A 21,653-nucleotide genomic window follows, 5' to 3' on the forward strand; every position below is an offset into this window, starting at 1 on the left:
GTGGCGATGGACCTGTACGTCGATGAACACCTGAACTGGCGAGCCCTGGGCGAGGACGACCTGGCGGACCTGGACTCCCTGCGCGCGCAGATCGAACTGCTCGACGACCCGGTGCTGTCCTCGGTGGAGCGGCTGGTGGGCACCGATGACGTGTCCGGACTCCCAGAGAACAGCGTCGGGGGGTGGGACAACTACGGCAGCCTGCTCGCCTACGGCTGGAACGTGCCCGAGGACTCCGAGGTCCCGCAGGTCTACCTGCTGGGCGGGGTGCACCCCACCCACCGCTACCTGGGGATAGGGGGTTCGGTCCTGAGGTGGCAGGAGCGGCGCGCGCAGGAGTGGCGCGACGAGCACCGGCCGGGGGAGGCTGTGTGGCTCGGCTGCTACGTCGACCACGCCCAGACCGGTCTGGAGAAGCTGCTGCGCAAGCTGGGCTTCGAACAGGAGCGCTACTTCTACGACATGCACCGCAGCCTCGAGCACCTGCCCGACACGCTGAGCGTGGACGGGGTCCGCATCGAGCGCTTCGACGACCGGCACGCGGCCGACCTGCTGGACCTGCACAACATCTGCTTCCGGGACACGTTGGGAACGCGCAAGGTGGGCAAGCGGGTCTGGCACGAGTCGCTGCAGCGTGACAGCTTCCGCCCCAACTGGTCCTGGGTGGCCATCGTCGACGACGCGCCGGTGGGCTACGCGCTGTCAGGGCTGGACGAGGACCTCGCCCTGGAGGGGGCCACCATCGGCTGGACCGACCGGGTGGGTGTCCACCCGGACTTCCGTGGCCGGGGGATCGCCATCGCCCTGCTGCAGCGCACCCTCGTGTCCATGGCGGAGGACGGCTGCGACGAGGCCGGCATCGGGGTGGACACGACGGATCCGGCCTCGCCGGGGTTGCTGAAGCGCAACCTCGGTTACGAGCCCCGCGACGGCCTGGTGCTGATGAGCAAACTCGTGGCTCCGGGCAATCCCTGAGTTCGGTAGGGTGGAGGGCGCAATCCGTCCACCCACTATTCAAGGCAGGTCGAATGGCCGGACACTCCAAATGGGCCACCACCAAGCACAAGAAGGCCGTCATCGACGCCAAGCGCGGCAAGCTGTTCGCCAAGCTGGTCAAGAACGTCGAGGTAGCCGCGCGCATGGGGGGCGGTGACCCCGCCGGCAACCCGACCCTCTACGACGCCATCCAGAAGGCGAAGAAGTCCTCGGTCCCCAATGACAACATCGACCGCGCGGTGAAGCGCGGTTCCGGTGCCGAGTCCGGTGGGTCGGACTACGAGACCATCATGTACGAGGCCTACGGGCCCTCGGGCGTGGCCATCCTGATCGAGTGCCTGACGGACAACCGCAACCGCTCCGCCTCCGACGTCCGCGTCGCCGTCACCCGCAACGGCGGCACGATGGCCGACGTCGGCTCTGTGCAGCGGCTGTTCGCGCGCAAGGGCGTCGTCACCGTCCCCAAGGAGCAGGCCTCAGGTGAGGTCTCCGAGGACGCCATCCTCGAGGCCGCACTCGAGGCGGGCCTGGAGGAGACCAACGATGCCGGCGAGGCGTGGGAGGCCATCTCCGATCCCAACGACGTCGTCGAGGTCCGCAAGGCCATCGAGGCGGCAGGTCTGGACTACGACTCCTCCGAGGTCCAGTTCGTGCCGTCCTTCGGGCAGCTCGTGGACTCCGCCGACGTCGCGGGAAAGGTGATGCGGATCGTGGATGCCCTCGAGGACTCCGACGACGTGCAGAACGTCTACGACAACGTCGAACTCAGCCCCGAGGTGCAGGCCGAACTGGCCAGCGAGGACTGAGCCCGCGTGTCGAGCCCCACGGACCCCACCAGACCCGGTAGGATCCGAACAGATGTTCGAGAGGGCGTGACATGCGAGTACTGGGGATCGACCCGGGCCTGACCAGGTGCGGTGTCGGTGTGGTCGACGGTGAGATGGGTCGGCAGGCCAGACTGGTGGGGGTGGGCGTCGTCCGCACCGACGCCACCCTCGACGTCGCCCGCCGCCTGGCCGAGGTCGAGGCCGGGCTGGGGGACTGGTTGGACGAGTACCGCCCCGACGTCGTCGCCGTGGAGCGGGTCTTCGCCCAGCACAACCTCAACACCGTCATCGGCACCGCCCAGGCCTCCGGGGTGGCCGCGCTCGTCGGCGCCCGACGGGGCCTGCCCGTGACCTTCCACACCCCCAGTGAGGTGAAGGCCGCGGTCACGGGATCCGGCCGCGCGGACAAGGCGCAGGTGGGTGCGATGGTGGTCCGCATCCTGAAACTGACCGCCGCGCCCAAGCCCGCCGACGCCGCCGATGCGTTGGCGTTGGCCATCTGCCACCTCTGGCGCGGGGGCGGCAACAACAGGTACGCCGCCGCAGTGGCACGAGCGAAGGGAATCGGATGATCGCGCAACTCACGGGCACCGTCGCGCAGGCGGGGGCCACGTCCTTCGTGCTCGAGGTCGGCGGCGTCGGCTACCTCGTGAACACCACCCCCGCCACCGCGGCCGCCGTGCGTCCGGGCGAGACCTCCACCATCCACACCTCGCTGGTGGTGCGCGAGGACTCGCTGACGCTGTACGGCTTCCAGTTGCCCGGTGAGCGCGAGGCCTTCGAGCTGGTGCAGACGGCCTCGGGGGTGGGTCCCCGCCTGGCGGCCGCCATCGTCTCCGTCCTGAGCCCGGCGGAGATCCGTCGCGCGGTCAGCACCGAGGACCTGGCGCGGCTGTGCACGGTGCCCGGGATCGGGCGCAAGGGCGCACAGAAGATCGTGATCGAACTCAAGGACAAGGTGCTGCTGCTTCCCGACGACGAGTCGGGCGACGGCGCGGCCCCGGCGCCAGCCGCCGGTGGGGAACTGTGGCGCGAGCAGGTCGGCGAGGGTCTGCAGGGCCTGGGTTGGTCCGCCCGGGACGCCGCAACCGCGTGTGACAACGTCGCGCACCTCGTCGAGGAGGAACCCGGCATCGCCATCGGCACCCTCATGCGTGCCGCCCTGAACTCCCTGGCGCGCAAGTGAGCCGTCCCATGGAGCACTCCGAGGTGGACGCACTCGCACATCCCGAGGACAGTGAGTTCGAGTCGGCGCTGCGCCCCAAGCGGCTCGACGACTTCCACGGGCAGCCGCGCGTGCGGGACCAGCTGGGCCTCGTGCTGGAGGCCGCCCGGTTCCGCGGCACCAGCCCGGACCACGTCCTCCTGTCCGGCCCCCCGGGCCTGGGCAAGACCACCCTTGCCATGATCATGGCCGCCGAGCTGGAGTCCAACCTCCGGATCTCTTCGGGGCCCGCCATCACCCATGCCGGGGATCTGGCGGCCATCCTCACCGGCCTGGACTCCGGTGACGTCCTGTTCCTCGACGAGATCCACCGGCTGGCCCGCCCGGCGGAGGAACTGCTCTACCTGGCCATGGAGGACTTCCGCGTGGACGTCGTCGTGGGCAAGGGGCCCGGCGCCACGGCCATTCCCATCGAACTGCCGCCGTTCACCCTCGTCGGGGCCACCACCCGTGCGGGGCTGCTGCCCGGACCGCTGCGCGACCGGTTCGGGTTCACCGCCCAGTTGGACTTCTACGCCGCCGCGGACCTCGGCGGCATCGTGCGCACCTCCGCCCGCAAGCTGGGCGTGGACATCCGCTCGGATGCCGCCGACGAGATCGCCGGCAGGTCACGCGGGACCCCGCGAATCGCCAACCGGCTGCTGCGGCGCGTCCGGGACTACGCGCAGGTGGGCGGCCACCACGTCGTCTCCGTCGTGGAGGCGCGCCAGGCCCTGGAGCTCTACGAGGTGGACGAACTCGGCCTCGACCGGCTGGACCGCTCCGTGCTGCGGGCACTGTGCAAGCTCTTCGGTGGGGGACCGGTCGGGCTCTCCACGCTGGCGCTGAGCGTGGGCGAGGAGGTCGAGACCATCTCCGAGGTGGCCGAGCCGTTCCTGATCCGCGAGGGCCTCATGATGCGCACCGCCCGTGGCCGGGTCGCGACCCCCGCCGGCTGGCGCCATCTCGGCCTCGAGCCACCCGCAGGTTCGACGCCCTCGTTGTTCGACGACGAGGCCTGAACACCGTCTGGGGGATTTGGGGGCTGTGGGCTAAAGTGAACGACGGCTACCTGCTTGTCCCAATGAAGGAAAACAATGGATCTCATTCTTATGGTCGTCGCCTTCGGCGCGATCATGTACTTCCTGATGATTCGCCCGCAGCAGAAGCGGATGAAGCAGCACCAGGAACTCATCGCCTCCCTCCAGCCCGGTTCCCGGGTCCTGCTGACCTCCGGCATGTTCGCGACCCTGCGCCACGTCGGTGACAAGCAGATGATCGTGGAGCTCGCGCCGGGCGTGGAGATCACCCTCCTCAAGGGCAACGTGGCCCGCGTCGTCACCGAGGACGAGGAGGAGTTCGAGTTCAGCGACGACGCCGTGGCGGACACCGAAGACCTCGAAGGCGTCGAGGGCGACGAATCCGTGCAGGAGTTCAGCGCGGACGATCTCGAGCCGCACCACTTCAACGACGGCTCCGGTGCCGGCGAGTTCGATCCGCGCCCTTCCGAGGGCGACGACGAGAACCGCAAGAACGACAACTGACATCCGGCGCCGGTAGCGGCGCCCCGACGAAAACGACTCCATACTGTGGCAACAAGTTCCCGCAAGCCCCGCCCGGGTCTGACGCTGACGATCTTCCTGGTCGTCGTCGGCCTGATGTACACACTCATGGCCGCCACCAGCACCTGGACCCCGAAGCTGGGTCTGGACCTGCAGGGCGGCATGACGATCACCCTGACGGCCACCAACCGCAACGTCCCGGCCGAGTCGCTCGAGACCGCCAAGAACATCATGCAGCAGCGCGTCGACGGGCTCGGCGTCGGTGAGGCATCGGTGTCCACCTCGGGCGACCGCAACATCATCGTCTCCGCCCCGAACGTCCAGCGCGACGACCTCGTGGACCTCGTCGGTGCCACGGCGCAGCTGGCGTTCCGTCCGGTTCTGGCCGTGGCCACCGGCACGGGCATCGTGCCGGAACCCGAGGACGAGGGCCCCGGCCTGCCGACGGCGCCGCCCGAGGAGGGCGACGGCGAGCGCCTACCGATGGAAGAGGTGCTGGCCTACACGCCGAGCGCCGAGGACACGGCCGCCTTCAACGAGTTCGTCTGCGGTGCCGACACCACCGACAGGCTGGACCAGCCGCTGTTCGCGTGCGACGCCATCGGCTCCCAGAAGTACCTCCTGGGTCCCGTCGCCATTGCCGGCGAGCAGGTGACCGACGCGTCGTCCGGCATCCCGGCCCAGCAGGTGCAGTACGTCGTCACGCTCGACTTCGACGACGAGGGCGCCCAGCAGATGTCGCAGCTGACCCAGACGCTGCTGCCCAAGACAGAGCCGCTGAACATGTTCGCGATCGTCCTCGACGGTGTCGTGGAGTCCGCCGCCACCACCAACGCCCACATCACCAACGGCGAGGCGATGATCAGCGGCAACTTCACCGCCGAGTCAGCGGCGGCCCTTGCCAACGTGCTCAAGTTCGGCTCGCTGCCGCTCTCGTTCGAGCCCTCGCAGGTGGAGAACGTGTCCCCGACGCTGGGCGGCGAGCAGCTGCAGGTGGGCCTCCTTGCCGGCCTGGTGGGACTGATCATCGTCCTGCTCTACTGCTTCGTCTACTACCGGGGACTCGGCATCGTCGTCCTCGGATCGCTGTCCGTGGCCGCGCTGGCCACCTACGCCTCGATGGTGCTGCTGGGACAGGCCGTGGGCTTCACGCTCAGCCTCCCCGCCATCGCGGGCGCCATCGTCGCGATCGGTGTGACGGCGGACTCGTTCGTCATCTACTTCGAACGCATCCGTGACGAGATCCGCGAGGGACGCAGCCTGCGCTCGGCCATCCAGACGGGTTGGGTGAAGGCACGCTCCACCATCGTCATCTCCGACCTCGTCCAGCTGCTGTCGGCCACCGTGTTGTTCCTGCTCGCCGTCGGCGGCGTGCAGGGCTTCGCCTTCGCCCTCGGCCTCACCACGCTCATCGACCTGGCGGTGTGCTTCTTCTTCACCAAGCCGCTGGTCACGCTGCTGGGACGGACGAAGTTCTTCGGCGAAGGCCACAAGCTCTCCGGCCTCGACGCCGCCCACATGGGGGTCTCGCGTGACTCCCTGCTGGGCCGTCGCATCCGCCGCACGAACCGACTCAAGGAGGCGTGATGTCTGCCACCAAGATGGGACTCGCGCACCGGCTCTACACGGGCCAGGCGTCCATCCAGTTCATCAAGCACCAGAAGATCTGGTACATCGCCTCGGGCGTACTCGTGGGCATCGCAGTTCTCGCACTGCTCCTGCGCGGGCTCGTGCTGGGCATCGAGTTCGTCGGCGGCACCGACTTCCAGGCCCCGATGCAGGTGACCTCCACCACGGTCGACGAGGTGCGCGCAGCCGTCGACGAGTTCGAGGTGGACAACCTGGAGGCCCAGGTCTTCGCCCTCGGTGACTCGGCCGTCCGCATCCAGGTCCGCTCGCTGAACCCGGAGGAGACCACCTCCGTGCGCGCAGCGATCGCTGAACTCGCGGGTGTCTCGCCGGAGGACGTCACCTACAACGCCATCGGCGCCTCGTGGGGGCAGCAGGTCTCCCAGCAGGCCGGCATCGCGCTGGTGATCTTCGTGGCGCTCGTCATGCTCTTGATCTGGGCATGGTTCCGGGACTGGAAGATGTCCGTAGCCGCCGTCCTGGCACTGGCGCACGACGTGATCATCACCCTGGGCGTCTACGCCCTCGTCGGGTTCACCGTCACGCCTGCGACGCTGATCGGCATCCTGACCATCCTCGGCTACTCGCTCTACGACACCGTCGTGGTCTTCGACAAGATCAAGGAGAACGTCGCAGGCCTCAAGGACTCGAAGGACACCTACTCCGAGCGTGCGAACCTCGCCACCAACCAGGTGGTTGTCCGCTCCATCAACACCACCATCATCGGCGTGCTGCCAGTGGCCGCCCTCCTGATCGGCGGGCTGACGCTGGCCAGCGGTCCGCTGCAGGACCTGGGGCTCGCACTGTTCGTCGGCATGATCGCCGGCGCCTACTCCTCGCTGTTCATCGCCGCGCCGTTGCTGGCCCTCCTGAAGGAGCGCGAGCCGGCCCAGGTGGAGCACCGGGCCACCATCAAGCGCCGCATCGAGCGGGCGGAGGCCAAGGAGCAGCGTCGTGCGGAGAAGGAGGCCGAGTTCGCGCTGGCAACGGCAGAGGTCGGTTCGGAGTCACCGGCAAGCGTGGCATCCGCCTCGACGGCCACCCGCCGGCCGCGCAGGACCAACACCACCCGGGCCGAACGGAAGAAGCGTTGATCCACCTGGAGCAGAGTGAGGCCCGCAAGCGTCTGGTTGCGGGTCTCATCCGTGACGTGCCGGACTTCCCGAAGCCGGGCGTCACGTTCAAGGACATCACGCCGTTGCTGGCCTCCCCGAACGGTTTCCAGGCTGCCGTGACGGAGATCATCGACGCCGCACCCAAGGACATCGACGTGGTCGTCGGCATGGAGGCCCGCGGCTTCATCTTCGCCGCCCCCGTGGCGCTCGCCATCGGTGCGGGCTTCGTGCCGGTCCGCAAGCCCGGCAAGCTGCCGGGGACCGTGCTGACTGAGTCGTTCGAGCTCGAGTACGGCACCGCCGAGCTCAACCTGCACGCAGATGCCATCCAGCCCGGCGCCCGGGTTCTGGTGGTCGACGACGTGCTCGCCACCGGTGGCACGGTGGGGGCCACCTCGAACCTGCTCAAGCAGGTCGGCGCCGAGCTGGTGCACGTGGCCGTCGTGATGGAGCTCGGTTTCCTGGGTGGCAGGCAACGTCTCCTCCAGCGTGGCATCGACAGTTCCAGCGCAATCCTGACAGTCTGATACCCATGGCAAGAGTGAGGCGGGCTGACTCACGGGGCATCAACGCCATGGTCAGCATGCCGCGGCCCACGCAGCGACCGATCATGGAGTTGGCGCGGCGCGCCCTGCTCGCCTTCGGCCTGCTGCTGTTCAGCACGCTGCTGGTGTGGCTGGACCGGGGAGCCTACGTGGACAACGTGAACGCCGACGGCGTCGGGTTCATCGACGCGCTGTACTACTCGACGGTCACCATGACCACCACCGGCTACGGCGACATCACGCCCATGGAGCCGCACGCCCGCCTCCTCAACGCCATCATCATCACGCCCATGCGCGTCGGGTTCCTGGTCCTGCTGGTGGGCACCACCATCGAGGTGCTCGCCAACCAGGGCAGCCGTGTCATCCGTGACCTGCAGTGGAGGAAGAGAATGCGCAACCACGTCGTCGTGATCGGCTACGGCACCAAGGGCCGCAGCGCCGTGAACACCATGCGCCGGCACGGCGTGCCCCCGGAGAAGATCGTCGTCATCGACGGCAGCTCAATGGCCGTCGAGGACGCCAACCTGGACGGGCTCGCCGCGTTCCAGGGCGACGGCACCCGCCGCCAGTTGCTCCGGCGCGCCGAGATCTCCAAGGCGAAGGAGATCATCATCTGCCTGGACCGCGACGACGCGGCCATCCTGACCACGCTCACCGTGCGGCAGCTCAACCCGTCCGCCGGCATCGTCGTCTCCGTGCGGGAGCACGAGAACGTGCCCCTTGTGCGGCAGTCCGGTGCCACCTCCGTCGTCACCTCCGCGGACACGGTGGGACGCCTGATGGGACTGTCCGCCGTCGGCCCGGACCTCGGCGCCATCATCCAGGACCTCCTGACCAGCGGCACCGGGCTCGAGGTGAACCAGCGTCAGGCCACCCCCGACGAGGTGGGCAAGAACCCTGCCTCGTTCGTCGGGGAGCGCGTCATCGGCGTGGTGCGCAACGACACGCTCCGCCGCTTCTACGACCCGACCGCCGCGAAGATCGAGGCGGGTGACGAACTGATCGTGGTCCGCAAGGGTGCCGGTCGGATCGACGGGAAACGGGAGCGGGAGGAGTAATCTCGACGATGGAGGTGGATCATGGCTGAGCCGGAGGTTGAGCAGGGCAGCATCCTGCGACGATTCTCGTCGCCCGAGCAGCCCCGCTTCCGCATGCGCCATCGGCTGGCGCGGCTCGGAGCGGTGCGGTCGAGGTCGGCCGTCCTGGACCCGCTGTTCAAGATCATCCGCACCAGCCACCCCAAGGCGGACCTGGAGATCATCGAGCGCGCCTACCGGGTGGCCGACCACCACCACCAGGGCCAGAAGCGCAAGTCCGGCGACCCGTACATCACGCACCCGCTCGCCGTGGCCACCATCCTGGCCGAGCTGGGAATGACGGAGCCGGTCATCGTCGCCGCGCTGCTGCACGACACCGTCGAGGACACCGACTACTCGCTCGAGCAGCTCCGGGAGGACTTCTCCGACGAGGTGGCCCGGATGGTTGACGGCGTCACCAAGCTGGACAAGGTCACCTACGGGGAGACCGCCAAGGCCGAGACCATCCGCAAGATGATCATGGCCACCAGCGAGGAGGTGCGCGTGCTGGTGATCAAGCTCGCCGACCGCCTCCACAACATGCGCACCCTGGGCTTCCTGCGGCCTGACAAGCAAGTCCGGATCGCCACCGAGACGCTCAACATCTTCGCGCCGCTCGCGCACCGGCTGGGCATGAACACCATCAAGTGGGAGCTGGAGGACCTGTCCTTCGCCGCCATCGAGCCGAAGGTGTTCGCGGAGATCGCCGCACTGGTGACCGCGCAGGCCCCGGGCCGGGAGAAGTACCTGCGGGAGCTGATCGCCCAGTTCCAGCAGCTGATGGGCGAGAACAAGATCAAGGCCACCGTCTACGGACGCCCCAAGCACTACTACTCGATCTACCAGAAGATGATGGTGCGGGGCCGTGACTTCAAGGACATCTTCGACCTGATCGGTTTGCGGATCCTCGTCGAGGACGTCCGGGAATGCTACTCGGTGCTCGGCGTCGCCCACTCGGCCTGGAAACCCATCCCGGGCCGGTTCAAGGACTACATCGCCAACCCCAAGTTCAACATGTACCAGTCGTTGCACACGACGGTGCTGGGGGCCCGCAACGAGCCGGTCGAACTGCAGATCCGTACCCACGAGATGCACCGCCGCGCCGAGTACGGTGTGGCTGCCCACTGGAAGTACAAGGCCAACCTCCGCGACGGCGTGACGCCGGAGGAGGCGGGCCTGCGGGCCATGCACCAGCTCGGCGTGATGAGCAAGGAGACAGAGGACCCGGGCGAGTTCCTGGACTCGGTGCTGTTCGAGATCAACTCCGACGAGATCTACGTGTTCACCCCGAAGGGCGAGGTGATGGCACTGCCGAAGGGCGCCACGCCCGTGGACTTCGCGTTCTCCGTGCACACCGAGGTGGGCTACCACTGCATCGGCGCCCGGGTGAACGGCCGCCTCGTGGCACTGTCGACCCCGCTGGTGCAGGGCGACAAGGTGGAGGTCCTGACCTCCAAGAGCCCCAACGCCGGACCGAGCCGGGACTGGCTCGAATTCGTCGTCTCCAGCCGCGCTCGCCAGAAGATCCGGCAGCACTTCTCCCGGGAACGCCGGGACGAGGCGATGGACGCCGGCAAGGAGATGCTGGCCAAGCAGTTGCGGCGCACGGGGCTGCCCATGCAGCGCCTGCTGACGCTGGAGAACCTCACCGCCGTCGCCAACGAACTGCGCCAGACCGACGTCCCCAACCTCTACCAGGCCATCGGCGAGGGCCACGTCAGCGCCCAGTCCGCCGTCGAGCACCTCGTCGCCCTGCACGGTGGCGAGGACGAGACGGTGGACACGGTCACCGAGGACGTCGTCGTCAAGCAGCGGCACCGCCCCGACACCTCCGGGGACACCCGGATCCTGGTGGAGGGTGACGCGACCATGATGGTCAAGCTCGCGAAGTGTTGCTACCCGATGCCCGGTGACGAGATCGTGGGCTTCATCACCCGGGGCGACGGCGTCTCGGTCCATCGCGGTGACTGCAGCAACGTGCCGTCACTTCGCGAGCAGCAGCCCGAACGGATCATCGGCGTGACCTGGGCCGACAACGTCGGCTCCTTCATGGTGACCATCCAGGTGGAGGGGCTGGACAGGGCCAGGATGCTCTCCGACGTCAGCGCCGCCTTCTCCGAGCAGCACATCGACATCCTGTCCGCCAACATCACGACGTCGAAGAACCGCCAGTTCATCGGACGGATCACGTTCGAGGCACCGGACCCGACGCACCTGGGTCATGTGATGAAGCAGGTGCGCCAGGTCCCCGGTGTCTTCGACGTCTTCCGTGTCTAGCCACCGGAGGCCCTCCTAGGCGTTGAACTCGCCCAGGGTCTCCTTGGCCTGGTCCAGCCAGGACTGGTAGGTCTCCAGCGACTTGGTGGTGTCCTTCACCTTGCGCGCATCACCCTTGGCCTCGGCATCGGCCAGGTCCTGCTGCAGCTTGTCCACCTGCGACTGGAACAGAGCGACGGTGTCCTCCGCACGCTGACGGGCCTCGGGGTCCGTGCGGCGCCACTCCTCGGCCTCCAGCTCGGCGACCTTGTCACCCACGCGACGGACGCGGTTGTCCAGGTCACGCATCGCCTTGCGCGGGACGTGCCCGAGCTCGGAGAACTTCTCCAGGAACTCGCGGTGGGTGGTCTTGGCCTGCTCGACGTCGGTGACGCCCTCCAGGTCCTTCTCCACCTGCTCCACCAGCGCGGTCTTGGCGGCCAGGTTCTCGGCCTCCTCGCCGTCGACGGCGTTCTGGGCCGCGGTCCGGGCGTCGAAGAACTTGTCCTGGATGGCACGGAACCGGGCCCACAGGGCGTCGTCGTCGGAGCGACGGGCCGAGCCGGCAGCCTTCCAACGGGACATCAGGTCACGGAACGCGCCGGCGGTGGGGCCCCAGTCGGTGGAGTCCGCGAGCGGCTCGGCCTCCGCGATGATCTTCTCCTTGATGGCCTTGGCCTCGTCACGGTGGGCGTTCACCTCGGAGAAGTGTGCCTTGCGACGGCGGGTGTACTGCGTGCGCGCAGACGAGAACCGGCGCCAGAGCTCGTTGTCCGTGGCGCGGTCGATCCGGGGGAGTGCCTTCCACTCCTCCAGGAGGTTCCGGAACCGGTCCACCCCGCCGCGCCAGTCATTGCCGGTGGACAGGGCCTCGGCCTCGTCCACCATGGCCTGCTTGGCGGCGATGGTGGCGGCGTTCTGTTCCGCCTTGGCGGCCTTGCGGGCCTCGATCTGGGCCGGGAGGAGCGCCTCGAGCTTCTCCAGCTGGGCCGTCAGCGCCGGGAGGTCCCCGACGGCGTTGGCCTCGGCCACGTTGGTCTTGAGGGTGTCGATCGCCTTGCGGGCATCCTCGGGCGACATCGCCTGGGACTCGACGCGGGAGCCGAGGAGGTTCACCTCGGCAGCAAGGTTCTCGTAGCGTCGGGTGTAGAACCCGAGCGCCTCTTCGGGGGTGGCGTCGGGAACCTGCCCGACGCTCCTTTCTGTGTCACCCACGGTGACGTAGACCGTGCCGTCTTCATCGACGCGGCCGAAGTCCTTGGGCGCTTGCGTTTCAGTCATGCGCACAAATCTAGCCGGAATGAGTCACCGCGTCGCATCGTTGTCCGATCCGAGTAGGCTGAACGCGACTGTGGCCTGCGAGGTAACAGTTCCATAACCGAATCCAGCCCCTTCCGAGGTCCCCAACACATGGCACGTCCCAAGCCGATCTCCGGCTTCCCCGAGTTCCTCCCAGCCGGCCGCTTCGTCGAGACGCAGGTGCTGCGCACCGTGACCGAGACGTTCGAGTTGCACGGCTTCGCGCCGATCGAGACCCGCGCCGTCGAGCCGCTGGAGCAGCTTGCGCGCAAGGGCGAGATCGACAAGGAGATCTACGTGGTCAGGCGGCTCCATGCCGCCGAGGGCGAGGCCGACGAACTGGGCCTGCACTTCGACCTGACGGTGCCGTTCGCCCGCTACGTGCTGGAGAACGCCGGCCACCTGGCGTTCCCGTTCCGCCGCTACCAGGTGCAGAAGGTCTGGCGCGGTGAGCGTCCCCAGGAGGGCCGCTACCGCGAGTTCACCCAGGCCGACATCGACATCGTCGGCCAGGGCAACCTCGCGTCGCACCACGACGTGGAGATCCCGCTCGTGGCGCTGGACGTGTTCGAGAAGCTGCACAAGGACATGGGCCTGCCGCCGGTCAGCCTGCGCGTCAACAACCGCAAGCTGCTGGAGGGCTTCTACCGCGGGCTCGGCATCGAGGACACGGCGCCCGTGCTGCAGCGCGTGGACAAGTACGACAAGATCGGCCCCGACGCCGTCACCGAACTCCTCACGACCGAACTGGGCCTCGACGCCGGCCAAGCGGCGAAGTGCGTGGCACTGGCCGGCATCAGCGCCACCGACGAGTCCTTCGCCGACGAGGTGGTGGCCCTGGGCGTGGAGCACGATCTGCTGACCACCGGCCTCGAGGAGCTCGGGGCGCTGGTGCGCGTCGCCCGACGCTCCGTACCGGACCGGGTGGTGGCGGACCTGAAGATCGCCCGGGGGCTCGACTACTACACCGGCACCGTCTACGAGACCCTGCTGGTGGGCTCGGAGAAGCTCGGCTCCGTCGCCTCCGGTGGCCGCTACGACTCCCTCGCCTCTGACGGCAAGACCACCTTTCCCGGAGTCGGCTACTCCTTCGGCATCACGCGCATCCTGGCACCGCTGATCGGCAAGGGCGCGCTGAAGGCCAACCGCTCAGTTCCCTCGGCGGTGCTGGTGGCCGTGGACAGCGAGGAGACGCGCGAGGACGCCATCGCCGTCGCAGCCGCCATCCGGGCGCGCGGGATCGCCGTCGAGGTGGCGCCCAAGGCCGACAAGTTCGGCAAGCAGATCCGCTACGCCGAGCGCAGGGGCATCCCCTACGTGTGGTTCGGAACGGACTCCGTGAAGGACATCCGCAGCGGCGAGCAGGTCACCGCGGATGCGGCCACGTGGGAACCACCCGTCGAGGACCGCAATCCGGGGGTCATTCCCGCCTGAGGTGCGGCGGCGGCGAGGTGCCGTCGAGGTCCACGATGTACTTCCGCCCGAGCGGTGAGCGCCAGGCGTAGTGTCCGGTGCTGGTCTCCATCACGTGCCAGGCCCCGGAGGTCTTGGCGCGGTGCACCCGTCTGCTGAGCGGGGTGAGGTTGTGGGTGCCGGTCTGGCCCGGCTCCCAGTCGCTGCCGTGCCGATAGCTCTTCAGATGGTCCAGGTCCAGGGAGCGAGAACTGCGGGAGGAGAAAGGGAAGTTCTCCACCGGGTGCCTGCGGTGCACCGCCTCCCTGATGCGCTCGGGGATCTCGTAGGAGTCCACCGGTGTGATCCGTGCCTCGTCGATCACCGGCCGCAGCGTCACGTTGGACCCGGCCAGGAACTCCGGCAGCGACGCGGTGGTGAGCGGGCCGAAGCCCTCGATCCGCGCCACGCCGGAGGCCGGGTCCACGATGGTCTCCGCCGCAAGGTGGACGTGCACGATGGTGCGTCCACGATGCCCGCGAGCCGTGCTGCCCGAACAGGCGGCGGGCGTGATCCCGGTCGACGTGTCGCCGTTGGTGCTGCCGTTCAGCCAGTCGAGGGCGGTGGCCGGGTCGGCCAGCAGCCCCAGCGCGCTGGCGCGGCGCTGCTCCCGGGTGCGCTCGTCGCCGGACTCACCCATGGCGCTGGCGAGTCGGTTGAGGGTCTCGTCCAGGGCCTTGGCATCGCGGGCCTCGAGGGTGGCGTACATATCCGTGGTGCCGGCCTCGGGATGCCCGAACTGGACGCTGCGCGCGCTGCGGAGGTCCTCCTCCTGCCGCTTGCGCAACTCCGGATCCGCCCTGGCCACCAGCCCCCTGCCGATCCGTTGCAGCCGCGGGAACGACACGCGCCCCACCTTCCGAGCCAGCTGCTCGTCCACCCAGTGGGCGGCCCGGACGTCCAGCGCGACGGTCAGCTCGGTGAGCTTGACCGCCTGCCAGCGGGGCACCAGGCCGGCGCAGAACGCCTCCCACAGGGCGGGGTGCCGGTACTTCAGGTCCAGCACCTCGGCCACCCGGTTCAGCGCGGAGCGTTGGGTGGTGCCCGTCGCCGCGGAGAGTTCGAGTGCGAGGAACTCCGAGATGTAGGGAGTGCCGTCGTGGCCCGGCCGGACGTAGTTGTCCTGCAGCTCGCCGATGAGCGTGTCCACCTCCACCCGGTAGGCCAGCGCCAGGTCCACCAGCGCGACTGCCTCCTCCACCTCCCCGAGGCGGATCCGTTCCCGCGCAAGCTGCACCTGCGTCAGTGCCTCGTCGGCCACCTGCGTCCTGTCCAACTCGAAGGGTTCGATTTCCATGCACCGACACTGTCATGGAGCACTGACAATTGGCGTCGGGGCTTGTGGGAGACGATTGGTCCGTAGGCGGGGGATTGTGATCACGTCCGGCATCCGCAGGTGCTGCCAGCGCTCGAGGTCCGGCTCGTCACCCGTGAGGGCCGCGGCCAGGACGGTCCACGCGGTGCCGTGGCCCACGAGGATGACGTCGTGCTCGTCGGAGAGCAGCGGCTCGACGGCGGTGAGGAGCCGGCCGCGGCACTCGGCGAGCGCACGGATCTCCGGGGCCGCAGTGGGGTCCAGCTCCCAGCGGGAGGCCGGGACCGAGAGGTCCATGAGCGGCCGTCCGTGCCGCACCAGGTACAGGTTCACGAGCGCTTCTCCGCAATCATCGCGACGTGGGGCCGGGCACCCTCGTCCTGCCTCGTCTCCACGTGGGTGACGAGGAGGCCGACGGTGGCCAGGGCGTCGGCCATGTCGTCGGCGGCCCAGAAGTGGGCGGTGGCCACCTTGTGGTCGAAGGGCGTCCCCGACGCTCCGTCGAAGAACCCCAGCAGCAGGCTGCCACCGTCGGTCAGGGTGGAGGCGAATCCGGACAGTGCGTCGGGAACAGACTTGGGAGGTAGGTGGATCAGCGAGTACCACGCGAGGATCCCGCCGACGCTGCTGGGGCGGATGGGCAGTTGCCCAAGTGACGCCTCGACGAAGACCGGCCCCGGGAAGCGACTCGCCGCGCTGCGCAGGAACTCCTGGGCGACGTCCAGCCCGACGACGGTCCGGCCGGAGGCGGCCAGCAGGTCCGTCCACTGCCCCGGCCCGCAGCCCGCGTCGAGCAGCGGCCCGCGGGTGGTGTCGCGCCAAGCGGTGACCAACTCGCGGTCCCGGGGATGGAGCAGTTCCACGGATCCGAACAGCTCGGTGTAGGGGCCGTGGAGCCGGTCGTAGGCCGCGGCCACGTCGGGTTCATGCACCGCTCAACCGTAGGGCAGGGGTGGGCTGCGGCGTTCGTCAGATGCGGGGGAGCGCACTAGCATGGGGGACCGGTGGCTGCACCGTCTCTGCAGTCCGCCCAGAAAGGAATAGCTTCATCATGCTGCGCACCCACAAGGCCGGAGAGCTGCGAGCCTCCGACGCCGGTGAGACCGTTGTACTGAGTGGTTGGGTCGGCAAGCGCCGCGACCACGGCGGCGTCGCCTTCATCGATCTCCGTGACGCATCCGGCGTGGCCCAGGTGGTGGTCCGCGACGAGGTGCTCGAGTCCTCCGGCGCCCACGACCTGCGCAACGAATACTGCATCCAGGTCACCGGCGTCGTCGAGGAGCGCCCCGAGGGCAACGCCAACCCCGACCTTCCCTCGGGTGAGATCGAGGTGGCCATCAGCGAGCTCGAGGTGCTCAACACCGCCGCGCCGCTGCCGTTCCAGATCGACGAGCGCGTCGAGGTGGGTGAGGAGGCGCGTCTGAAGTACCGCTACCTGGACCTCCGTCGGCCCGCCCCCGCCGCTGCCATCCGGCTGCGCTCCGACGTGAACCGCGCCGCCCGCAAGGTGCTGGACGCGCGTGACTTCGTCGAGATCGAGACCCCGACGCTGACCCGCTCCACCCCTGAGGGTGCCCGCGACTTCCTGGTGCCCGCACGCCTCTCGCCGGGTTCCTGGTACGCGCTGCCGCAGTCGCCCCAGCTGTTCAAGCAGCTGCTTATGGTGGCCGGCATGGAGCGCTACTACCAGATCGCCCGCTGCTACCGCGACGAGGACTTCCGCGCAGACCGGCAGCCCGAGTTCACCCAGCTCGACATCGAGATGAGCTTCGTGGACCAGGACGACGTGATCGAGCTCGGCGAGGCCGTCGTCAAGGAGATCTGGGCCCTCAAGGGCGTGGAGCTGGCCACGCCGTTCCCGCGCCTGACGTTCGCCGATGCCATGGACAAGTACGGCTCCGACAAGCCGGACCTGCGCTTCGACCTGGAGATCAACGAGCTCACGGACCTGTTCTCCGACACCGCCTTCCGCGTGTTCCAGGCCCCCTACGTGGGTGCCGTGGTGATGCCTGGCGGCGGTTCGCAGCCGCGTCGCCAGTTCGATGCCTGGCAGGAGTGGGCCAAGCAGCGCGGTGCCAAGGGCCTCGCCTACGTCACCGTCTCCGAGACCGGTGAACTCGGCGGCCCCGTCGCCAAGAACCTCAACGAGGCCGAGCTGGCGGCGCTGCCCGAGCGCACCGGCGCCAAGCCCGGTGACTGCATCTTCTTCGCCGCCGGTGCCCGCACCGCGTCGCAGAACCTGCTCGGTGCCGCCCGCGGTGAGATCGGCCGTCGCTGCGGCCTGATCGACGAGGACGCGTGGAGCTTCCTGTGGGTGGTGGACGCGCCCCTGTTCAAGCCCACCAATGAGGCCGTCGACGAGGGTGACGTCGCGCTCGGCTCGTCCGCCTGGACCGCCGTGCACCACGCGTTCACCTCGCCGAAGCCCGAGCACCTCGACACGTTCGACACGGACCCGGGCAGCGCCCTGGCCTACGCCTACGACATGGTCTGCAACGGCAACGAGATCGGTGGCGGGTCCATCCGTATCCACCGCCGCGACGTCCAGGAGCGCGTGTTCAACGTCATGGGCATCGGGCCGGAGGAGGCGCAGGAGAAGTTCGGCTTCCTGCTGGACGCGTTCGCGTTCGGCGCCCCGCCGCACGGCGGCATCGCGTTCGGCTGGGACCGCATCGTCGCCCTGCTGAGCAAGTCGGACTCCATCCGCGACGTGATCGCGTTCCCGAAGTCCGGCGGCGGTTTCGACCCGCTCACCCAGGCCCCGGCCCCGATCACGCCCCAGCAGCGCAAGGAGGCGGGGATCGACTTCAAGCCGAAGGACAAGGACGCCAAGTCCCAGGACCGTCCCGACGCCAAGCACGGTGAGTCGGCGGACCCGGTCCAGGTCCCCTGATCCAGCAGTAGACGACGAAGGCCCTCCCCGACGTGATCGGGGAGGGCCTTCTGCTTTGTGTCAGTCGAGGCTGATCTGCAACTTCCAGGGGCGCACGACCAGCCACAGCGCGATGACGGCGGCCAACGCGCAGATCAGCATGGCCGCGGCCATCGGGATGGCGCTGGTCATCGCGAACATCCCGATCACGGGGCCCACCACGGCGGACAGGCCCATGTTCAGGGCGCCCATCAGGGAGGCGGCCGTTCCGGAGTCGCGACGATGGTTCTGCAGGGCGATGACCTGGCAGCTCGGCATGGAGGAGCCGAAGCCGAAGGTGTAGAAGAACATCGGCACCACCAGTTCCCAGGCATTCGTCGCGATGGTGCCGATCGCCAGCAGCACCAGCGCGGCCACCACCATGACCGAGGTCCCCATCACCAGCGTCCACTGCGGGCCGAGGCGGGCGGCCAGGCGGCTGCCCACCTGGACGCCGATGAACACACCGACCGAGCACAGCGCGAAGATCAGGCCGAAGCCGCCGGGGGTGAGTCCGAAGGTCTCCTGCAGCAGGACCGACGAGGTGGAAACGTAGGAGAACAGCCCGGAGAACGCGAGGGCAGCGGTGAGCCACACGCCGACGAAGGTCCGGTCGCCCAGCACCCGCCCGTAGGCGCCCTTGAGTTCACGGACGCCACCGGTGGAGCGGTCCGCGGCGGGACGGCTCTCCGGGACCAGGACGGCCACCAGCACGACGACCACCAGGCCGTAGGCCGCGAGCACCCAGAAGATGCCGCGCCAGTTGAAGATGCCCACCAGCCAGGAGCCCATCACCGGTGCGATGATCGGCGCCAGGCCGGAGACCAGGGCCAGCCGGGACAGCATGACCACCAGCCGGCGGCCGTCGAACAGGTCACGTGCCATCGCCATCGCGACGACGGCGCCGCCAGCCGCGGCGAAGCCCTGCAGGGCGCGGAGAACGGTGAGGAAGGCGACGTTCGGGGCGAGGGCCACGAGGACGGAGGCCACCACGTGCAGCGCGGTCATCGCGACCAGCGGCAGCTTGCGGCCGAAACGGTCGCTCAGCGGGCCGACCAGGAGCTGGCCCACCGCGAACCCGATCACCGTCGCTGACAGGGTGAGCTGGACCTGGGGGTCGGTGATGTCCAGGTCCACCTTCAGGCTCGGGAAGGAGGGCAGGTACAGGTCGATGGTGAAGGGGCCCAGTGCGGTCAGCAGGCCCAGGGCGATGACGATGGCGATGCGGCGGCGGCTGCTGTAGCGGTCACCCAGGTTGGTGGTTTCCACGATGCTCCGGAAATGGTGCGGAATGAGAAGAGCCCACGGCGGAGTGGGGACTCGGGCGTGGGCGACGTTGCCAACAGATGCTATACCCACCTGCCCCGTTCACAGAAACGATTCATTGCGGCCACAGGATACGCACAGTTTCCGGCCCTACTTTTGTGGTCATGACGAAGCGCGAAGACCCGCAACGGGTCACCCATTTCGAGGGCAGAGCCCTCCCACGCCCCGACGAGGACCTCGAGGACCAGGGGCTCGCGTTCGACGTCGGCACGCTGCTGGGCCGACGGCGGGTGCTCGGCCTGATCGGTGCGGGGGCCGCCACCGTCGGACTGGCCGCCTGTGGCGTGGACTCCGCCGCCGACGCCACCGAGACGCCGAGCGGGGGAGTCACGACGTCGGCCGGGGGATTGGGCGAGATCCCGGACGAGACCGCCGGGCCGTATCCCGGGGACGGCTCGAACGGGCCGGACGTGCTCGAGGAGAGCGGCATCGTCCGCTCCGACATCCGCTCCAGCTTCGGCGAGTACACCGGCACCGCGGAGGGCATCCTGATGACACTCGAGCTGGCGATCGTCGACCTCGCCAACTCCAAGCCCTTTGCCGGGGTGGCCGTCTACGTGTGGCACTGCGACCGCGAGGGTGCCTACTCGCTCTACTCGAACGGCGTCACGGACCAGAACTACTTGCGTGGGGTCCAGGTGGCCGACGAGAACGGCGTCGTGCGGTACACGAGCATCTTCCCCGCCTGCTACGCCGGGCGCTGGCCCCACATCCACTTCGAGGTCTACCCCGACGAGGCCGCCATCCTGGACTCAACCAACGCCATCGCAACCTCGCAGGTGGCGCTGCCCGAGGACGTCTGCAACGACGTGTACGCCACCACCGGCTACGACGCGTCGGTGAAGAACCTCGCCGGCGTCACCCTCGCCTCGGACAACGTGTTCGGGGAGGACCAGGGTGCGCTGCAACTGGCCACGGTGACCGGCGGGCTCGAGGCCGGCTACGACGTCCGGCTCGAGGTGGGCGTCGACACCCGTACCGAACCCACCGGCGGCGGCATGCCTCCGGGAGACGGCGGTGGACGCCCTCCGGGAGACGGTGGGGGACCACCTCCCGGCGATCGGCCGGGCCCGCCACCCGGTGACACGGCCGAACAGCCGGTGGAGCCTCCCGAGGAGAGCTGAGCCGGGCTCAGCCGACCATGCCCCAGGCCTTGGCCGTGAGCTCCAGGGAGCGCAGCCGTACGGCCGGGTCGTGGGCGTAGGTGACGGTGATCAACTCGTCCGCGCCGGTCTGGTCCGCGACCGACTGGAGGGTCTCGGCAACCTGGTCGGGGGTGCCGATGGCGCTGACCATCAGCATCCGGTCGGCCATCATCTGGCCCATCTCGGTGACCTCGAAGTTGGGCTCGCCGGGCGGCTGCAGCTTCTGGCGACCGCCGGTGCGCTGCATCCCCATGAACATGTTGCGGGTGACGCTGAACTGGTGATGCGCCTCCGCCTCGTCCTCGCAGGCCATCACGTTGATTCCGACGCTGACGTAGGGCTTGGTCACCTGTGCGGTCTGGGCCTCGGCATCGAAGTTCGAGCGGTACACGTCGAGTGCCTGGAACAGGGCGTCGGGCGCGAAGTGGGATGCGAACGAGTACGGCAGGCCGAGTGCGGCCGCCATGGAGGCGCCCGCAGTGGAGGAGCCCAGCATCCAGATCGGCACCTTTGTCCCCTCGGCGACGCCGGCGTGGATGCCGAGGCGGTCCCGGCCCCCGTCGAACCAGTTCATCAGGTCCACGATGTTGGCGGTGAAGTCCTCGGGCTGTGCGCTGGAACGGGACAGGGCGCGCGCGGTCAGCTGGTCGGTGCCCGGGGCACGGCCCAGACCCAGGTCGATCCGGCCGGGGAACATCTGCGCCAGCGTCCCGTAGTGCTCGGCCACCATGAGCGGGGCGTGGTTGGGCAGCATCACGCCGCCGGAGCCGATCCTGATCCGCTCGGTCAGCGCGGCCGCGCGGCCGATGAGCAGTGACGTCGCCGACGACGCCACCGAAGCAGTGTTGTGGTGCTCGGCGTACCAGAGCCGCTCGTAGCCCAGCCGGTCCGCCAACTGCGCCGCCTCCATGGAGACCTCGATCGCCTCGGCGGGGGTCTGGTTGGAGGACACGGACACGAGGTCGAGGACCGACAGGGGAATCTGGTTCATGTTT

Annotated in this window: 20 protein-coding genes; 14 read left to right on the plus strand and 6 right to left on the minus strand. The window is 68.8% G+C overall.

Annotation, left to right across the window (positions count from 1 at the left end; translation table 11 throughout):
* Positions 1–6: 6 nt before the first annotated feature.
* The 11 genes from ACYU7G_RS05445 to ACYU7G_RS05495 all read left to right on the plus strand — a co-directional run bounded on the left by ACYU7G_RS05445 (position 7) and on the right by ACYU7G_RS05495 (position 11,231).
* On the plus strand, positions 7–975 hold the full coding sequence (locus ACYU7G_RS05445) for a GNAT family N-acetyltransferase (protein ID WP_461105696.1): 969 nt from the start codon (positions 7–9) through the stop codon (positions 973–975).
* A gap of 53 nt (positions 976–1,028) precedes the next feature.
* Entirely contained in the window at positions 1,029–1,802 is a 774-nt protein-coding gene (locus tag ACYU7G_RS05450) for a YebC/PmpR family DNA-binding transcriptional regulator (RefSeq protein WP_461105581.1), read from the plus strand.
* A gap of 80 nt (positions 1,803–1,882) precedes the next feature.
* Positions 1,883–2,395 (plus strand): crossover junction endodeoxyribonuclease RuvC, encoded by a 513-nt coding sequence (gene ruvC / locus ACYU7G_RS05455; protein WP_461105698.1) that lies wholly within the window; start codon positions 1,883–1,885, stop codon positions 2,393–2,395.
* Positions 2,392–3,009 carry a Holliday junction branch migration protein RuvA gene (gene ruvA / locus ACYU7G_RS05460; protein WP_461105583.1) on the plus strand — a complete coding sequence of 206 codons (618 nt, stop codon included), beginning with the start codon at positions 2,392–2,394 and terminating at the stop codon, positions 3,007–3,009. Before ruvC ends, ruvA begins: the two co-directional genes overlap by 4 nt.
* Positions 3,010–3,017: 8 nt before the next feature.
* Positions 3,018–4,049, plus strand: coding sequence for a Holliday junction branch migration DNA helicase RuvB (gene ruvB, locus ACYU7G_RS05465; RefSeq protein WP_461105700.1), 1,032 nt, complete (start codon positions 3,018–3,020; stop codon positions 4,047–4,049).
* A gap of 75 nt (positions 4,050–4,124) precedes the next feature.
* Positions 4,125–4,571 (plus strand): preprotein translocase subunit YajC, encoded by a 447-nt coding sequence (gene yajC, locus ACYU7G_RS05470; protein ID WP_461105585.1) that lies wholly within the window; start codon positions 4,125–4,127, stop codon positions 4,569–4,571.
* A gap of 114 nt (positions 4,572–4,685) precedes the next feature.
* On the plus strand, positions 4,686–6,176 hold the full coding sequence (secD, locus tag ACYU7G_RS05475) for a protein translocase subunit SecD (RefSeq protein WP_461105702.1): 1,491 nt from the start codon (positions 4,686–4,688) through the stop codon (positions 6,174–6,176).
* Positions 6,176–7,312, plus strand: coding sequence for a protein translocase subunit SecF (gene secF / locus ACYU7G_RS05480; protein WP_461105587.1), 1,137 nt, complete (start codon positions 6,176–6,178; stop codon positions 7,310–7,312). Before secD ends, secF begins: the two co-directional genes overlap by 1 nt.
* Positions 7,313–7,317: 5 nt before the next feature.
* On the plus strand, positions 7,318–7,860 hold the full coding sequence (locus ACYU7G_RS05485) for an adenine phosphoribosyltransferase (RefSeq protein WP_461105704.1): 543 nt from the start codon (positions 7,318–7,320) through the stop codon (positions 7,858–7,860).
* A gap of 5 nt (positions 7,861–7,865) precedes the next feature.
* Positions 7,866–8,936 carry a potassium channel family protein gene (locus ACYU7G_RS05490; RefSeq protein ID WP_461105589.1) on the plus strand — a complete coding sequence of 357 codons (1,071 nt, stop codon included), beginning with the start codon at positions 7,866–7,868 and terminating at the stop codon, positions 8,934–8,936.
* Between the two features lie 21 nt (positions 8,937–8,957).
* The gene (locus ACYU7G_RS05495; protein WP_461105591.1) at positions 8,958–11,231 is read left to right on the plus strand and encodes a RelA/SpoT family protein; all 2,274 of its coding nucleotides are present in this window, start codon (positions 8,958–8,960) and stop codon (positions 11,229–11,231) included.
* Positions 11,232–11,246: 15 nt separating this feature from the next.
* Here the strand turns inward: ACYU7G_RS05495 and ACYU7G_RS05500 are convergent, their stop codons facing one another.
* Positions 11,247–12,491, minus strand: coding sequence for a DUF349 domain-containing protein (locus ACYU7G_RS05500; protein WP_461105593.1), 1,245 nt, complete (start codon positions 12,489–12,491; stop codon positions 11,247–11,249).
* Between the two features lie 129 nt (positions 12,492–12,620).
* Here ACYU7G_RS05500 and hisS point away from each other — a divergent pair, with 129 nt between their 5' ends.
* Entirely contained in the window at positions 12,621–13,943 is a 1,323-nt protein-coding gene (gene hisS / locus ACYU7G_RS05505; protein ID WP_461105595.1) for a histidine--tRNA ligase, read from the plus strand.
* On the opposite strand, the gene ACYU7G_RS05510 is transcribed toward hisS, so the two are convergent.
* From ACYU7G_RS05510 to ACYU7G_RS05520, 3 genes are read right to left on the minus strand one after another with little or no spacing between them, the layout of a single operon-like run.
* Positions 13,930–15,258 carry a DUF222 domain-containing protein gene (locus ACYU7G_RS05510; protein ID WP_461105597.1) on the minus strand — a complete coding sequence of 443 codons (1,329 nt, stop codon included), beginning with the start codon at positions 15,256–15,258 and terminating at the stop codon, positions 13,930–13,932. The genes hisS and ACYU7G_RS05510 overlap by 14 nt on opposite strands.
* A gap of 12 nt (positions 15,259–15,270) precedes the next feature.
* Complete coding sequence (locus tag ACYU7G_RS05515; protein WP_461105599.1) at positions 15,271–15,609, minus strand: hypothetical protein; 339 nt, start codon at positions 15,607–15,609, stop codon at positions 15,271–15,273.
* Positions 15,606–16,208 (minus strand): class I SAM-dependent methyltransferase, encoded by a 603-nt coding sequence (locus ACYU7G_RS05520; RefSeq protein ID WP_461105601.1) that lies wholly within the window; start codon positions 16,206–16,208, stop codon positions 15,606–15,608. The genes ACYU7G_RS05515 and ACYU7G_RS05520 overlap by 4 nt, the downstream gene beginning before the upstream one ends.
* 119 nt (positions 16,209–16,327) lie before the next feature.
* On the opposite strand from ACYU7G_RS05520, the gene aspS reads away from it, so the two are divergent.
* The gene (aspS, locus tag ACYU7G_RS05525) at positions 16,328–18,169 is read left to right on the plus strand and encodes an aspartate--tRNA ligase (RefSeq protein WP_461105603.1); all 1,842 of its coding nucleotides are present in this window, start codon (positions 16,328–16,330) and stop codon (positions 18,167–18,169) included.
* Positions 18,170–18,229: 60 nt separating this feature from the next.
* Here the strand turns inward: aspS and ACYU7G_RS05530 are convergent, their stop codons facing one another.
* A complete protein-coding gene (locus tag ACYU7G_RS05530; RefSeq protein WP_461105605.1) occupies positions 18,230–19,456 on the minus strand; it encodes a multidrug effflux MFS transporter in 1,227 nt (408 codons plus the stop codon).
* A gap of 161 nt (positions 19,457–19,617) precedes the next feature.
* Between ACYU7G_RS05530 and ACYU7G_RS05535 the strand changes: the two genes are divergently transcribed.
* Positions 19,618–20,637 carry an intradiol ring-cleavage dioxygenase gene (locus ACYU7G_RS05535; RefSeq protein WP_461105607.1) on the plus strand — a complete coding sequence of 340 codons (1,020 nt, stop codon included), beginning with the start codon at positions 19,618–19,620 and terminating at the stop codon, positions 20,635–20,637.
* A gap of 7 nt (positions 20,638–20,644) precedes the next feature.
* On the opposite strand, the gene ACYU7G_RS05540 is transcribed toward ACYU7G_RS05535, so the two are convergent.
* A complete protein-coding gene (locus ACYU7G_RS05540) occupies positions 20,645–21,649 on the minus strand; it encodes an LLM class flavin-dependent oxidoreductase (protein WP_461105609.1) in 1,005 nt (334 codons plus the stop codon).
* Positions 21,650–21,653: the final 4 nt, after the last annotated feature.

The organism is Tessaracoccus terricola (assembly GCF_054776555.1).